We start from the raw sequence: 13,567 nt of genomic DNA on the forward strand, positions 1-13,567 counted from the left end.
GTGGCATTCGCCGCGCCGTGACGACCATGAAGAAGGAGTCTGACCATGCCGGATCAAACCTGTGCCTGCCCACACTGCAAATGCGTACTGGGTGTCGACGCGATAATGAAGGACGGCAAGGGCTACTGCTGCCAGGGCTGCGCCGAGCATCATGCGCACGGTGAGCCGTGCGCGGCGGCAACGGGTTGCGAATGCGCCAAGTCGTCTGCCAACGCCTGAGATGATTGATCGGCGGGCCCTTGCCCCGATAGCGGTGATCAGCCAATCACGTACTGGCTGATGCATCGCTTTCGGGAGCAAGCCCCCTCCCACAGTTGGATCTGTATCAGGCCTCTGGAACGCCTTTTTCCCAGGCCGACCAGTTGTTCAGGATCGCCTGTACCAGCGGATTGCCCGTGCGGTAGAGGTTCTCCAACGCCGGTACAAACCCACCCTGGTCGGCGTACTTGAGCAGGTTGTCCACTTCGCTGTAGCCCGGGTACGGGCGGTCAAAGTCGGAGCCTGCACGCACCACCGCCAGGCGCTGGATGTCCACCAGCCCTTCGCGGCTGGCGCGCAGCAGCGCTTCATAGGTGGAGTTGTCTTCCTGCTGGGTGGTGCAGTATTCGCCTTTGTTGTCCGTAAGCAGTTTGGTCCACACCTCGGCGCGTTCGCTCAGGCGGGTGCCGGAAAACCAGGTATTGCCCGCCAGGGTGTCGCAGCGTGTGACCTGGGGCGGCTGATTGGCCGGGGCGGCGGGGTAGTGCTTGCGCCAGGCGGCGGACTCCTTGCTTTCAGTCAACTCAACCTTGTGCGACAAGGCAAACGCCTTGGCCTGAAGCTTTGGGTTGAGCTCGAAGACTTCGGTCTTGTAGTCCAGCGGCGGTTTTTCATTGGGGCCCTTGGTGTTGATGCCGATATAACCCGTCGGCCAATCCTTGGGCGCGTCGCGGGAATCCAGCTCCCACTGCGTACCGAATTCCACCAGGTAATGCGCCCAGGCGGCTGTGCCGATGGTGCCATGCTTGGGGCTGATACCGGCAATCCCGGCGATCAGGAAATAGCTCTGGCGCAGGTCGAACCTGGGCGACAGGGCCAGTGCCAGGGTGGAGGCGGCGGCGTTGGTCTGGCCCATGCCGGTCACCAGCAGGCACACGTCCTGGGTGTTGCAGCGAATCGCCGGGTACTCGGCGGACAAGCCGGGCACGCGTACCTCCTGTTTGAGCTCCAGGCGATCGATCCAGGTTTGCGCCTCGGGGGCGAACATGGTGATCAACATCACCTTGGGCTTGATCGGCGCAGCGCTGTCCGCCAGCACCACGTGGGGCAGCAGGGCGAGGCCGATGGCCATCGAGAGGCGGGTTAAAGTTTTCATCTGCAGCTCCTTGATCAGAATTGGTAGCCCACGCCGGCGTAGTAACCCCAGCCGTCGGAGCGGGCGCGAAAGTTGCCTTCGCCGAAATTCAACTCGCTGCCATCCTCCCAGTTGCCGCCGTTATGAAAGTAACGGCCGACCAGGGTGAAGCGCAGATGGGTGAACGAGTACAACAACACGTTGGTGGCCACCAGGGAATTGGCGGTGCGCGCCGGGTTGTCCTTGTGCAGGTCCGAGCCGAAATCGTAGTTGGTAAAACCGATGTAGGTCAGCGAGGCGCCGTTGTCGAATTTGCCGATGGGCACGATGTATTTCATCTGCGCGCGGTAGCCGTCCCAGGAATATTCATTGCTGGCGCCGTAGTTTTCCCACTGGTAGCGCCCGTAGAAGTTGGCCGACAGGTTGACCCGCGAGTGGGTGTCGATGTCGGTGCCAAGGCCGCTGTACAGGGTATTGGCGCGATTCTCTTTGTTGCTGCCGTGGTCGTAGATCCAGTCGAACGCCACATACCATTCCTTGAACGGCCCGATCGCCAGGCTGCGACCGGCCAGGTAGTCGATGGAGATACGCGGCTCATGTTCCATGAACACGGGCGAGCCGTGGTCCCACGCGCCTTTGTCGTTACTGTTACCGATGCCGAGGATCTTTGGCACGTCGATGTAGCCGTACAGCTCGAATGGCCCCTTGCGGCCGAAATACTCGTATTCCAGGTAGACGTCGTCCTGGGGCTTGGGACCGAAGCTGATGTCCTTGCTGCCGATCAGCGTGAGGTCCTGGTTGAACCATTCCGACAGGTAAGCGCCTTTTTTCGCCGGCGGGCTGGCCTCGGGGCTGAGGGTTTCGCCCTGTGCCGAGTCATCCGAAGGTTGGTCGTGCGCCAAAATGGGTGCACTGAGTAGTCCCGTAACGGCGGCCAGTAGCAAGGAAACACCAAGGCAAGCACGAGGCGTTGAGGTGGGGTGCATTGAAAATCCCTATTCGTACGCGGTTTGAACCCGATTGCTCGGGCAGGGTGAACCTGGCGACCAGGTTCGTTCCGCAAACGTTTGCACAGGCTGTACCAACTTTCGTCAATGGTCTGAATCGACTGAGAAAAGGCGGAAATAACCGTCTCTTTGATCAGAAAATGACAGGGTGTCATTCAGCCGAGGTGACTGACCGCGTGCAGGCCGGTCTCACGCCGATATTCACTGGGCGTCTGGTTCATCTCGATCCGAAAATGCCGGTTGAAGTTGGACAGGTTGGCGTAGCCCACTTCAAAACAGATGTCCGCTACCGATCTGTCGCTTTGCAGCAACAGCCGGCAGGCGCGCTGCACGCGAAATTTGCGCATCAGTTCGATAAAACCATGGCCGGTATTGCGTTTGAAAAAGCGCGAGAAGCCTGGTTCGCTCATTTCCAGCTGCCGGGCGATATCCGACACGCGCACCTCGTCGCTCAATTCACGCATGAGGTAGTCGAAGGCCTGGTTGATGCGGTCGGCGCTGCGCGGGTCCAGGGTCGGTGCGTAGCGCGGGCTGGCGAGGACCTTGATCTGTCGGGGCGGGGCGTTCTTGAGGGTGTCGAGCAGTTGCAGGAACAGCACCAGGCGTTGCAGGCCCTGGGCGTTGCCGATGGCTTCCATCAGCCGCGCCGCCTGCGCCGCTGTTTCGTGCTTGAACTCCAGGCCGCGTCGCGCCTGTTCAAACAGCGGCTGCAGGTTGCCAAGTTCCGGCAGGGCCTCGCGCAGGGCAAGGAGGGCGGCGCCGTCGAATTGCAGTACCACGTCACGGCCGCGCTGGTACTCGCCGGGTGCCAGGTCGCCAATCCAGTCGTGGGGCAGGTCGGGACCGATCAGCGCGACATGCCCGGCACCGAATGCACCGATATAGTCGCCCGCCACCAGCTTGCCGCTGCCGTGGCGGATCAGGTGGATTTCGAATTCCGGGTGGTGGTTCCAGCGCGCCAAGTCAATCGGGTAGTCATGCTCGAACCAGCGAAAACAGTGCTGCGGCTCGGGCAGGATCACTTCACGTTCGGCGCGGCGTTGCTCGAACAGGGGAGCGCGGATGGGCATGCGGCTGCCTCTTGTGCGTTGGATAACCGCCAAAATACGCGCCTTGGCAGGCTCGGCGCTACCCACGGTGCTATCGGGCGCTGATACTTTTTTGCACGTTTGAGGTCGGTTAAAAAAGTACCGGTCGAGCGTGTGCGGTGCGTTTGTGAGAGGTCGTCTCCAACTGCTGTAATCAGCCGTGCAGGAATCCGACATGATTGCAAAGGACACCGCCATGAAACGACTTGAAGGTAAAAGCGCACTGATCACCGGATCGGCGCGCGGCATTGGTCGCGCGTTTGCCCAGGCCTATATTCACGAAGGCGCCACGGTCGCCGTTGCCGATATCAACCTGCAGCGCGCCGAGCAGACCGCTGCCGAACTGGGCCCCCAGGCTTACGCGGTGGCAATGGACGTCACCGACCAGGCCTCCATTGACGCAGCCATCGCCGCCGTGGTCGCCCACGCCGGCAAGCTGGATATTCTGATCAATAACGCGGCACTCTTCGACCTGGCACCCATCGTCGACATCACCCGCGACAGCTATGAACGGTTATTTTCGATCAACGTCGCGGGTACGCTGTTTACCTTGCAGGCCGCCGCGCGGCAGATGATCCGCCAGGGCCACGGCGGCAAGATCATCAACATGGCCAGCCAGGCCGGGCGGCGCGGCGAGGCGCTGGTGGCGGTGTATTGCGCGACCAAGGCGGCGGTGATCAGCCTGACGCAATCGGCGGGGTTGAACCTGATCAGGCAGGGCATCAACGTCAATGCCATCGCCCCGGGCGTGGTGGACGGTGAGCACTGGGATGGAGTGGATGCACTCTTCGCCCGGCATGAAGGCCTGGCGCCGGGCGAGAAGAAGAAACGGGTAGGGGACGAGGTGCCTTACGGGCGCATGGGCACGGCTGAAGACCTGATCGGCATGGCGATCTTCCTGGCGTCGAAAGAGGCTGACTATGTCGTCGCGCAGACCTACAACGTCGATGGCGGTAACTGGATGAACTAGTGGCGTGCACCGATCAACACGGTGGGCACGGACAACCAGCCCCACCCCGTTGATATTCGTTGTTCGGTTACTCGGCAAAGCTGCGATCAAAGAAGTAGATCTCTCCTGGCTTCAACATGTCTACCGTCGCCTGGGGCCGGCCGCCTTCACCCTGCTTTTTGCGCCCGGTTTCGCGCAGATACCCGGCCTCGGTCAGTTTCAGCAAGCGCTGGCGGATACTGGTCTTGAGCACCGGCCGGGCGAGTACCAAAGAAAAAATCGTAGTCGCCTCCGGTGCGCTGAACTCACGGCCCAGGAACATCAACGGCAGGCTGCTGTACAGCGATTTGGAAAACAATCGCTCCTGTACGGCCGCCACAAGCCTGTTGTGATCAAACGGTAACTTGATACTGCCATCGGCTACCGCACTCAACGAATACCAGGCCTGATGGCCGCCCAGCGCGACTTCTTCGGCCACGATCGCCAGGTAGTAAGTGGACGATGACCAGCAGCGCGGGTCGCGAAACGCATCGCCCACGGTGCCCACCTGTTCGTTCCAGACCAGATCGAGGCCGACCTTGTCACTGGCGCGAAGTCGCTCCACCGCATCCTGCAGGCTCAGGTCCTGCACATCGCCATTGACCACCACACCCGGCAATGCCCAATGTCCGGCAAAGGGCTCGGCATCGCGCTTGTTGAGCAACAGCTTCAATTCCCCGCAGGCACGGGAGTAACACAGTACGCACAAGTCGACGGTGTGCAGGTAGGGGCTCAATGGCATGTGACGTCCTTCTTACAACGTAGGCACCTAGTCTAACGCTTCGGACAGATATGTCATGTACTCGAGCTCAGGCAGTCGTGAAAATACTTGTTGCCTTGAAAGTACATGACATGTACTTTTGTTTCCAGGCCACCGGAGAATCACCATGACCCTCGCCAAAACTGCCATTGCCTCATTCGATGTGGATGCCCAGAAGAGTTTCACGCCGCTGTGCCCCGACGAACTGCCCGTAGCCGGAGGAGACCTGATCGGTGCCGAACTCAACTACATGGCCAGCCTTGCCGGGCGCCGTATCGGCAGCAAGGACGCCCACAGCCCGCAGGCGCCCTGGGTGGTCGAGCAGCACAGCCAGATGCTGCAACCTACCGGCCTGGCTCACGCCGATGTCACCTGGGTCAGCCACTGCGTGCCGGGTACCGAGGGCTTCACCTTGCTGGCTGAATTGCCCAGCCCTTATGACTACGACTACTTCGTGTGGAAGGGCGTCGAACCCGACCTGCACCCCTACGGCGCTTGCTACCACGACCTGCACGACAAGCTGTCGACCGGCGTCATTGAATACCTCAAGGCCCGGGGCATCGTCCGCGTGCTCGTCGGTGGCCTGGCCCTGGACTACTGCGTCAAGACCACCGCCCTGCAACTGCTCAAGGCCGGGCTGCAGGTGGTGTTGCACCTGCCGGGGTGTCGAGGGATCACTGAAGAGGGCGGCGTGCAGGCCGTCAACGAATTGCTCAAGGCCGGTGCCGCTATCAGCCGCACCCGCGAAGAACTGGCCGCGATGGCCACGCGTTAAGGAGATCCACCATGGAAAGCGCCTATGACACCGAGTCCCCGGTCATCCAGGGCTTGCTCGACACCGATTACTACACCTTCACCATGATGCAGGCGGTGCTGCACCAGCACCCCAATGTGGATGTGGAGTACAACTTCATCGTCCGCTCCAGGGAAAAACTCGGCCATCTGATCCCGCAGCTGCGCGCCGAGCTGGAACAGCTGGCCGGCCTGCAGATGCGTGAAGGCGAGCTGCGCTTCCTGTTCAACCCGCGCTTTCGCGAATACCTCACGCCGGATTACGAGCGCTTCCTCGGGCTGTTTCGCTTCAACCTGCGTTATATCCACGTCAGTGAAGTGGACGGGCAATTGAACATCCGGGTGATCGGCCCGATGCTGCACTGCATCATGTTCGAGCAACCGGTACTGGCGCTGGTCAGCGAGCTGCGCAACCGCGACAAGTACCCCGACGTCACCCTCGAAGACGTCACCCGCAAGCTCTACCAGAAGTTCGACTGGCTGGAGAAAAACCTCAGCCGCGACGAACTGGCCGACCTGCGCGTCTCCGACTTTTCTACGCGGCGGCGCCTGTCATTCAAGGCCCAGCGCGAAGTGGTGGACATCATGCGCCGCGACTTCCCCGGCCAGTTCCTCGGCACCAGCAACGCACACCTGGCCTATGAATTCGACTTGCCGCTGATCGGCACCATGGCCCACCAATGGCTGATGGTGCACCAGCAATTGGGGCGCCTGCGCGAAAGCCAGAACGCCGCACTGGAAAACTGGGTGCGCGAGTACCGCGGCCGTCTTGGCATGGCCCTGACCGATTGCATCAGCACCGATTTCTTCCTCAAGGATTTCGATCTGTACTTCGCCAAGCTCTACGACGGCCTGCGCCAGGATTCCGGGGACCCCATCGTGTGGGCCGACAAGGTGCTGGCCAGATACAAGGCGCTCGGTATCGACCCGATGACCAAAGACCTTATGTTCTCCGATGGTCTGAATTTCGAAAAATGCCTGCCGATCCTGCGGCATATCCGCGGCAAGGCCAGGTTCGGCTTCGGCATGGGCACCAGCCTTGCCTGTGATGTGGACGGCGTGGAGCCATTGAGTATCGTGATGAAGCTGGTGCGAGTACACGGCGAGCCGGTGGTGAAATTTTCCGATGACCCGGTCAAGAACGTCTGCGAAGACCCATCGTTCCTGCAGTACGCAGCACAGGTATTCAACGTTGGTAGCGTGGAGGCATGACATGCACACTCAAGAACGCATCGCCCGTGAGTTGAACGTCGACCGCTTGCTGGTTGCTGGTGGCGAGGCCCGGGAAATTCAACGACGCATCGATTTCATCAAGCGCGTGTTGCGCGCTTCTGCCTGCAAGGCGCTGGTACTGGGTATCAGCGGCGGTGTCGACTCATTGCTCGCAGGCCGCCTGTGCCAGCTGGCGGTGCAGCAACTGCGCGACGAAGACTACGCCGCGCGCTTTATCGCCATGCGTCTGCCCTACAAAACCCAGGGCGATGAACACGATGCCCAGGCCTCCCTGGATTTTATCCTGCCGGACCATGTCGACACCCTGGACATTGCCGTCAGTGTCGACGGCCTGATGGCCAACCTGGCCGCTGCGCAAGCCAGTGCCGCACAACGCGATTTCATCAAGGGCAATGTCAAGGCCCGCGCGCGCATGATCGCGCAGTATGCACTCGCCAACCTGCACAATGGCCTGGTGGTCGGCACCGACCAGGCGGCTGAAGCGCTGATGGGGTTCTTCACTAAATTCGGCGACGGCGCCTGCGACCTGGCGCCGTTGTCTGGCCTGACCAAATCCCAGGTGCGCCTGCTTGCCACCGCACTCGGTGCCCCGGCAAAACTGGCGCAAAAGCCGCCGACTGCCGATCTTGAAGAACTGGCACCGGGAAAACTCGATGAGGACGCCTACGGTTGCTCGTACGCCGAGATCGACGCGTACTTGATGGGCGAACCGGTGAGCGAGCGGGTGAGGGCGATTGTCGAGGCGGCGTATGGCAAGACAGCGCATAAACGTGCGCTGCCGATTGCCCCGCAGTAGGCGCGGGCTGCAAGCCATATCAGGAAGTGTCTCGCCATGAAATGGAATTTTTCCTACATTATTGAAGGATGAGGATTCTTTACGCTCTGAGCTTTCAATGAGTTCAGGATCAACGGAATGGCTTCCAGCGTATTGAAAGCGAGTGACTCAATTGCTGGCGTCTTGCGCCGCTACCTGCCAGTGCTTCTCGGCACGACGGCCATGGCGATTTTGTCAGGCATCCTGGTGACGGTATTGGATGATTCGACCTATCTGCGCCGGTTCGACCCGTCGCTCAAAGCGCAGATGTCGGGGTGGAGTCTTGTCGCATTGGCGACTGTTGCCGTGTTTTCCAATGCCATGATGGTGTGCGGTCGGCGTTGGGCGGGTGTTGTCCTGGCAAGCTATTTTGCGATGTGTCTGATGCTGGTGGTACCGACCCTGCAGTACCATCCCCACACCTTGGCCTATACGTTGGGTGTCGTATGTCCGCTGTGCGGATTGCTGCTGCTCAATAGCGAACGCCACCGCGAGATGCGCCACTCGCTGCTCAAGCTACGTGTTCTGCGCCACGACGGCGGTCGGGCCGCAGATCGCTCCGCTTGACCCTGCACTTCGCCGGCCCTCGCAGGCGTTTGGTGGATAGTCCGATTCTGATGCGAAACCCTATGTGTGTTTGGAACTGCACTGTTTCAGTTGCCACCAACAGGCAGCCGAACCGAGCGCTTGTTTGTTTGGCCAGGCCGTTGTTACGTCCAAGACATGAGGTGTTGCCATGATGAATACTTACTTAAACCAGCCGTTCTATTCGCCTCCGCCTGTGCAGAACCGCGAATTTCCCTCAGCGGGTAATGCGATGGCGAATATGCCCAGCGTAATGACCAGCAATTATTCCCACTCGGCCGTTGCAGACATGCTGCTGCAAAACTTCGAGTATTTCAGATCGCCTGGCAGTTCTTTCGCGTCTCGAGAGTCGCTGGCTGATGTGGCCAATCGTCCATTGGGGATGGGCGGTCATGATGATCAGATGACGTTGCTTGCCAGGGATATATTGGGTCGGCCCGGTCTCGCAAGCCTGTTTGACGGTGTTCAAAATGGCGCTCAGGAAGATGGCCTGATTAACCGCGAGGATATGCAACTGGCTATCGGTCAGTTGTCTCAGCAGGAGGCGGGCGGCTATTCCCCACTGTCAGGCAATCGATTTGCCGGGGGCGATTACGGCGCGATGCAACAGCAGAGAATAAATCAGCAATGCTCTCCTCAGTTCAACGCGCAACCTGCATTTGGTGGTGGGCCGCAAGGCATGCAAGGCTGGCAGGCGTCGCAGCCCCCGTCTTATATGGGTGTGCAAGGTAGCCAGCCATGGAGCCCGATGATGGCCGCAGGTCGACCCTATGCCAATGACAGTGACGAGGCGTTCTCGGCCAAGGTGCTTTCCCATTTCGGTGCCCTGCAAGATCCTTCACGAGGTAGCATCACGGATGAGTCGCTGAGCGCCGCTGCGTCGGGACATACCCTGGATGGACGGCCCATCAGTGCGGCCGATACTGCTGTCGCGCAGGAATTGATGGAGCGAGGACAACTGTTCAAGACACTGGATCAAGGCCGCAGTGGCGTGCTTGACGGCAGTATCTCCCGGCAGGACCTGGGGGATGCATCAAATACATTCAGGACGATGAGCGACGAAGGGCTGCTGCATGCCGTCAAAAATAATTTCAGACAGTTTACCGCCGGTGCGGATGACAAGTACGTCAATGTGAATGAGCTGAAAGAGGCGGCGGGTCTTACCCCGTCCACACGAACCTTCAGTCCGCAAGCGCGCGAAGTGGCCCTGGAATTGCTCAATCGTCCTGGCTTGTTGCGTGAGCTGGATATCGGCGTTCGGGAGGAGGGCAAGCCGGGCGCTGAAGACCAACGCTTTGATATGGTCAACATCGACCATATGATCGACCAGCAATCCTCCCGTGCGCCAAGCAAACCCTACGCCAGCGCGTATGCGGGTAACTTCTCCGTATCCGCCGGCGGGTAATATTTGCGGCTATCAAAGGCTGCTTTCCGGTAGGCGGATAGCAGCCGTCCCTGGCACCTGCCTCGTTGCACGCAACTACCTGCCCTCTGGAGTGGTCCATCGATCTCGGCGTACCATTGGCGGTTCAGCGCCAACAGCCTCAAGCGATTGACCACTCCACTGCCACCCAGGGGCCCAAACCATCATGGAAGTCACCCAGCAACGACCGTTGTGGCAGGTTTACCTGTTCTTTCTGGCACCGATGGTGCTCTCCAATTTTCTGCAAAGCTTCTCCGGTACGCTCAACGGTATCTATGTCGGGCAGATGCTCGGTACCCACGCGCTGGCGGCGGTGTCGGGCATGTTCCCCATCGTGTTTTTCTTCATCGCCCTGGTGATTGGCCTGGGTGCCGGCGCCTCGGTGCTGATCGGCCAGGCCTGGGGCGCCGGGGAGACTGGACTGGTCAAGGTGATCACCGGCGCCACGCTGACCCTGGGCGCACTGATAGGCTTGCTCGCGGCCGTACTGGGTGGGCTGTTTGCGCGCCCCGCGTTGCAGGCCCTGGGAACCCCCGTCGATGTGCTGGACGATGCGGTGGGCTACGCCCAGGTGATGATGCTGATCATGCCGCTGCTGCTGGTCTTTATCCTTTATACCCAGCTGCTACGCGGCGTCAGCGACACGGTTTCGCCGTTGTTGGCGCTGATGGTATCGACCCTGGTGGGCTTGTTGCTGACGCCGGCGCTGATCCGCGGTTGGATCGGCCTGCCGCCCATGGGCATCCAGAGTGCGGCGTACGCCGGGCTGGCGGGGAATGCCCTGGCGATGCTGTTCCTGATTCTGCGCCTGCGCCACAAGCACCATGTGATGGCGCCGGATCGCGACATGCTCGCAGCCCTGCGCCTGGACCGGGTGATCCTCGGCAAGGTCCTGCGCATCGGGTTGCCTACCGGCTTGCAGATGGTGGTGCTGTCGTTGTCCGAATTGGTCATCCTGGCGCTGGTCAACGGCCATGGTTCCCAGGCAACGGCGGCGTACGGCGCGGTGACGCAGATCGTCAATTACGTGCAGTTTCCGGCGCTGTCGATTGCCATCACCGCCTCGATCCTGGGCGCGCAGGCCATTGGCGCCGGTCGCCTGGAGCGCATCGGGCCGATCCTGCGCACCGGGCTGTTGATCAATACCGGCCTCACCGGTGGCCTGATCGTGCTCGGCTACGGGTTGTCGCATTGGCTGCTGGGTCTGTTCATCACCGACGCCGCCGCGCGCGTCAACGCCGAGCACCTGTTGCATATCATGCTGTGGAGCATCCTGGTGTTCGGCTTCCAGGCCGTGATCGGCGGGATCATGCGTGCCAGCGGCGTGGTGCTGATGCCGGTCGCTATCTCGATTTTCTGTGTGCTGTGCGTGGAATTGCCGGTGGCGTACCTGTTCAATGCGCACTTTGGCCTGGAAGGCGTATGGATGGCATTTCCGGTGACTTACCTGGCGATGCTGGTGTTGCAGACAGCCTATTACCGCCTGGTATGGCGGCATAAGCAGATCAAGCGGCTGGTGTGATACAAGGTTGCCCCACCTAAGGACAGAAGGCGCTTTATCAATGGCAAATCCCTACGCCGCGTTGTTTCAGGTTCCCGGCGCTCGCGCTTTTGTCCTGGCGGGCATGCTGGCACGCATGCCGATATCCATGACCGGTATCGGCCTGATCACCATGCTCTCGCAGGTGCATGGCGGTTATGGCCTGGCGGGCTCGGTGGCGGCGGTGTTCGCGTTGGCCACGGCATTTTGTGCGCCGCAGGTATCGCGTCTGGTGGATCGATACGGCCAGGGCAGGGTGCTGCCGATCGCCGCGCTGATCGGTGGGGGCGCGTTGTTGATGGTGCTGCTGTGCACGCGTGTGCAGGCGCCGAACTGGACGTTGTTCCTGTTCGCCGCGCTGGCCGGTTGCATGCCCAACATGTCGGCCATGGTGCGAGCGCGCTGGACCGAGTTGTACCGCGGCCAGCCCAGGCTGCAAACCGCGTTCGCCCTGGAGTCGGTGCTCGATGAGGTGTGCTTTATCATCGGCCCGCCCATTTCGGTCGGTCTGAGCGTGGTGCTGTTTGCCGAGGCCGGGCCTTTGGCGGCGGCGCTGTTGCTGGCGGTGGGCGTGACCACTTTCGTGCTGCAACGCGAGACCGAGCCGCCGGTGCACCCACGCCACGACCACCATGGACGCTGGCTGATCGCCTCGCCTTCGGTGCTGATCCTGATGACCCTGTTGCTGGCCATGGGTGTAATTGTCGGGGTGGTGGATGTGGTCAGCGTCGCCTTTGCCCAGCATCAGGGTCAACCCGCCGCGGCGAGTATCGTGCTGTCGGTCTACGCCATCGGCTCCTGCCTGGCCGGCCTGGCTTTCGGCACGCTCAAGCTCAAGGCCTCGTTGCCCCGGCAGTTTCTGTTCTGCGGCGTGGCCACGGCGTTGACCACCTTGCCGTTGCTGTGGGTGACCGATATTCCGGGCCTGGCCGTGGCGATCTTTATCTCCGGCCTGTTCTTCGCCCCGACCCTGATCGTGTCCATGGCGCTGGTGGAGCAAGTGGTCCCACCGAGCCGCCTCACTGAAGGCATGACCTGGCTGATCACCGGCCTGAGCATCGGCGTGGCGATTGGCGCCGCCAGCTCGGGCTGGATGATTGACCACTCCGGCGCCGCCAGCGGGTTCTGGGTGGCGCTGGCGGCGGGGTTGGTGGTGTTGGGTTCGGCCGTGCTGGGGTATCGGCGGTTGGGCAGTCAGCCAATCGCCGGGCAATGATGTTGTAAAAACTCATTCAGCGCCTGGCGTGTCAGATCGTTCAACGTCACTTTCTTGCGGGTCGCCGCCAGCGCTGCCGCCAAATGCAGATCATGACCCACGCGTACGTTGAACGAGCCCTTGCAAGGCTTTTCCGGCGTTTGCCCGAGGGCCTGGCAGGTGGCGAGGTAATCGTCCACCGCCTCTCTGAAGGCCGCGTCCAGCTCGGCGACGGTTTTGCCTTCGTAGCTCACCAACGCCTTGATGAACAGGATTTTGCCGAACAGGCAGTTGTCTTCGAGGCTGGCTTCGATGGAGCCGATGTAGCCTTTGTGTTTCAGCTGGTTGTTCACTGAATCAGTTCTCCTGATTTCAATTGTTCGATGATTTGGCGCCGAATGTAGTGTTTCAGTTCGTTGCCGGGGTGAGGCTTGTGCAGGGTAATCAGTGCACTGGGGTCGCCGATATCGAATTTGACCCGGCTTCCAGCCCCTTCAATCTGTGTGTAGCCCAGTCGGCGTAACAGCGTTACGAGTTCAGACCAGGTGAATGCCACGTGCTCATCGAGCAGTTTGGCGAGCAGCTTTTCATTTTTGGACACGGCGTTCCCTGCGTGTAACTAAATGTAGTTGCAAAAAGTGGTGTACGTCAATGCTAGCTTGGGTTGACGTGTCTTTCTCAAGATTGATGTAACCCTTGATGACACCTCGCTTGCAGCCCCCATTGCTCGCTAATTTTTCCCTCTGCGGTTCGTTTTATAGGGACGACGTGCCTTTGTGCTTCCTGCCTATTGCTCCGGACTCCAACAA

Annotated in this window: 15 protein-coding genes; 9 read left to right on the top strand and 6 right to left on the bottom strand. The window is 60.6% G+C overall.

From position 1 onward, the window contains the following. The first annotated feature begins 45 nt into the window (after positions 1-45). Entirely contained in the window at positions 46-219 is a 174-nt protein-coding gene (locus tag BFP93_RS27710) for a metallothionein (RefSeq protein ID WP_083203250.1), read from the top strand. Between the two features lie 106 nt (positions 220-325). On the opposite strand, the gene BFP93_RS18875 is transcribed toward BFP93_RS27710, so the two are convergent. From BFP93_RS18875 to BFP93_RS18885, 3 genes are all read right to left on the bottom strand, one after another. Then, positions 326-1,354, bottom strand: a complete 1,029-nt coding sequence (locus tag BFP93_RS18875; protein WP_065894274.1) for a purine-nucleoside phosphorylase — start codon at positions 1,352-1,354, stop codon at positions 326-328. Positions 1,355-1,368: 14 nt separating this feature from the next. Next, a complete protein-coding gene (locus tag BFP93_RS18880; RefSeq protein ID WP_065884702.1) occupies positions 1,369-2,319 on the bottom strand; it encodes a nucleoside-specific channel-forming protein Tsx in 951 nt (316 codons plus the stop codon). Between the two features lie 176 nt (positions 2,320-2,495). Then, positions 2,496-3,410, bottom strand: a complete 915-nt coding sequence (locus BFP93_RS18885) for a helix-turn-helix domain-containing protein (RefSeq protein ID WP_065894276.1) — start codon at positions 3,408-3,410, stop codon at positions 2,496-2,498. 214 nt (positions 3,411-3,624) lie between these two features. Here BFP93_RS18885 and BFP93_RS18890 point away from each other — a divergent pair, with 214 nt between their 5' ends. Beyond that, positions 3,625-4,398, top strand: coding sequence for an L-iditol 2-dehydrogenase (locus tag BFP93_RS18890; RefSeq protein ID WP_065894303.1), 774 nt, complete (start codon positions 3,625-3,627; stop codon positions 4,396-4,398). A 67-nt stretch (positions 4,399-4,465) separates the two neighbouring features. Here BFP93_RS18890 and BFP93_RS18895 read toward each other — a convergent pair whose 3' ends face one another. Further along, positions 4,466-5,158 carry an NUDIX hydrolase gene (locus BFP93_RS18895; RefSeq protein ID WP_065894278.1) on the bottom strand — a complete coding sequence of 231 codons (693 nt, stop codon included), beginning with the start codon at positions 5,156-5,158 and terminating at the stop codon, positions 4,466-4,468. A 145-nt stretch (positions 5,159-5,303) separates the two neighbouring features. Here BFP93_RS18895 and BFP93_RS18900 point away from each other — a divergent pair, with 145 nt between their 5' ends. From BFP93_RS18900 to BFP93_RS18930, 7 genes are all read left to right on the top strand, one after another. Further along, positions 5,304-5,951 carry a nicotinamidase gene (locus BFP93_RS18900; RefSeq protein WP_065894279.1) on the top strand — a complete coding sequence of 216 codons (648 nt, stop codon included), beginning with the start codon at positions 5,304-5,306 and terminating at the stop codon, positions 5,949-5,951. Positions 5,952-5,962: 11 nt separating this feature from the next. Continuing rightward, positions 5,963-7,180, top strand: a complete 1,218-nt coding sequence (gene pncB / locus BFP93_RS18905) for a nicotinate phosphoribosyltransferase (protein ID WP_065894281.1) — start codon at positions 5,963-5,965, stop codon at positions 7,178-7,180. A gap of 1 nt (position 7,181) precedes the next feature. Then, the gene (nadE, locus tag BFP93_RS18910) at positions 7,182-7,997 is read left to right on the top strand and encodes an ammonia-dependent NAD(+) synthetase (RefSeq protein ID WP_065894283.1); all 816 of its coding nucleotides are present in this window, start codon (positions 7,182-7,184) and stop codon (positions 7,995-7,997) included. A 117-nt stretch (positions 7,998-8,114) separates the two neighbouring features. Next, a complete protein-coding gene (locus tag BFP93_RS18915; RefSeq protein ID WP_065894288.1) occupies positions 8,115-8,582 on the top strand; it encodes a hypothetical protein in 468 nt (155 codons plus the stop codon). 169 nt (positions 8,583-8,751) lie between these two features. Continuing rightward, positions 8,752-10,005 carry a hypothetical protein gene (locus tag BFP93_RS28935; RefSeq protein ID WP_065894290.1) on the top strand — a complete coding sequence of 418 codons (1,254 nt, stop codon included), beginning with the start codon at positions 8,752-8,754 and terminating at the stop codon, positions 10,003-10,005. A 184-nt stretch (positions 10,006-10,189) separates the two neighbouring features. Then, positions 10,190-11,545, top strand: coding sequence for an MATE family efflux transporter (locus BFP93_RS18925; protein ID WP_065884695.1), 1,356 nt, complete (start codon positions 10,190-10,192; stop codon positions 11,543-11,545). Positions 11,546-11,585: 40 nt separating this feature from the next. Beyond that, positions 11,586-12,779, top strand: a complete 1,194-nt coding sequence (locus tag BFP93_RS18930) for an MFS transporter (protein WP_065894291.1) — start codon at positions 11,586-11,588, stop codon at positions 12,777-12,779. On the opposite strand, the gene BFP93_RS18935 is transcribed toward BFP93_RS18930, so the two are convergent. Both BFP93_RS18935 and BFP93_RS18940 read right to left on the bottom strand, forming a co-directional pair. Beyond that, positions 12,758-13,111: a type II toxin-antitoxin system HicB family antitoxin gene (locus BFP93_RS18935; protein ID WP_065894293.1), complete on the bottom strand. Its 354-nt coding sequence runs from the start codon at positions 13,109-13,111 to the stop codon at positions 12,758-12,760. The genes BFP93_RS18930 and BFP93_RS18935 overlap by 22 nt on opposite strands. Next, positions 13,108-13,359 (bottom strand): type II toxin-antitoxin system HicA family toxin, encoded by a 252-nt coding sequence (locus BFP93_RS18940; protein ID WP_065894295.1) that lies wholly within the window; start codon positions 13,357-13,359, stop codon positions 13,108-13,110. The genes BFP93_RS18935 and BFP93_RS18940 overlap by 4 nt, the downstream gene beginning before the upstream one ends. Between the last annotated feature and the right edge of the window lie 208 nt (positions 13,360-13,567).

The sequence above is a fragment of the Pseudomonas sp. 44 R 15 genome, from assembly GCF_900004965.1.
Lineage (GTDB): Bacteria > Pseudomonadota > Gammaproteobacteria > Pseudomonadales > Pseudomonadaceae > Aquipseudomonas > Aquipseudomonas orientalis_A.

What these genes read in the sequence shown, in the direction of transcription:
- BFP93_RS18930 (WP_065894291.1), top strand. Translation starts at nt 11,586, where the DNA reads ATGGCAAATCCCTACGCCGCGTTGTTTCAGGTTCCCGGCGCTCGCGCT.
- BFP93_RS28935 (WP_065894290.1), top strand. Translation starts at nt 8,752, where the DNA reads ATGATGAATACTTACTTAAACCAGCCGTTCTATTCGCCTCCGCCTGTG.
- BFP93_RS18900 (WP_065894279.1), top strand. Translation starts at nt 5,304, where the DNA reads ATGACCCTCGCCAAAACTGCCATTGCCTCATTCGATGTGGATGCCCAG.
- nadE (WP_065894283.1), top strand. Translation starts at nt 7,182, where the DNA reads ATGCACACTCAAGAACGCATCGCCCGTGAGTTGAACGTCGACCGCTTG.
- BFP93_RS18880 (WP_065884702.1), bottom strand. Translation starts at nt 2,319, where the DNA reads ATGCACCCCACCTCAACGCCTCGTGCTTGCCTTGGTGTTTCCTTGCTA.
- pncB (WP_065894281.1), top strand. Translation starts at nt 5,963, where the DNA reads ATGGAAAGCGCCTATGACACCGAGTCCCCGGTCATCCAGGGCTTGCTC.
- BFP93_RS18875 (WP_065894274.1), bottom strand. Translation starts at nt 1,354, where the DNA reads ATGAAAACTTTAACCCGCCTCTCGATGGCCATCGGCCTCGCCCTGCTG.
- BFP93_RS18925 (WP_065884695.1), top strand. Translation starts at nt 10,190, where the DNA reads ATGGAAGTCACCCAGCAACGACCGTTGTGGCAGGTTTACCTGTTCTTT.
- BFP93_RS18885 (WP_065894276.1), bottom strand. Translation starts at nt 3,410, where the DNA reads ATGCCCATCCGCGCTCCCCTGTTCGAGCAACGCCGCGCCGAACGTGAA.
- BFP93_RS18915 (WP_065894288.1), top strand. Translation starts at nt 8,115, where the DNA reads ATGGCTTCCAGCGTATTGAAAGCGAGTGACTCAATTGCTGGCGTCTTG.
- BFP93_RS18890 (WP_065894303.1), top strand. Translation starts at nt 3,625, where the DNA reads ATGAAACGACTTGAAGGTAAAAGCGCACTGATCACCGGATCGGCGCGC.
- BFP93_RS27710 (WP_083203250.1), top strand. Translation starts at nt 46, where the DNA reads ATGCCGGATCAAACCTGTGCCTGCCCACACTGCAAATGCGTACTGGGT.
- BFP93_RS18895 (WP_065894278.1), bottom strand. Translation starts at nt 5,158, where the DNA reads ATGCCATTGAGCCCCTACCTGCACACCGTCGACTTGTGCGTACTGTGT.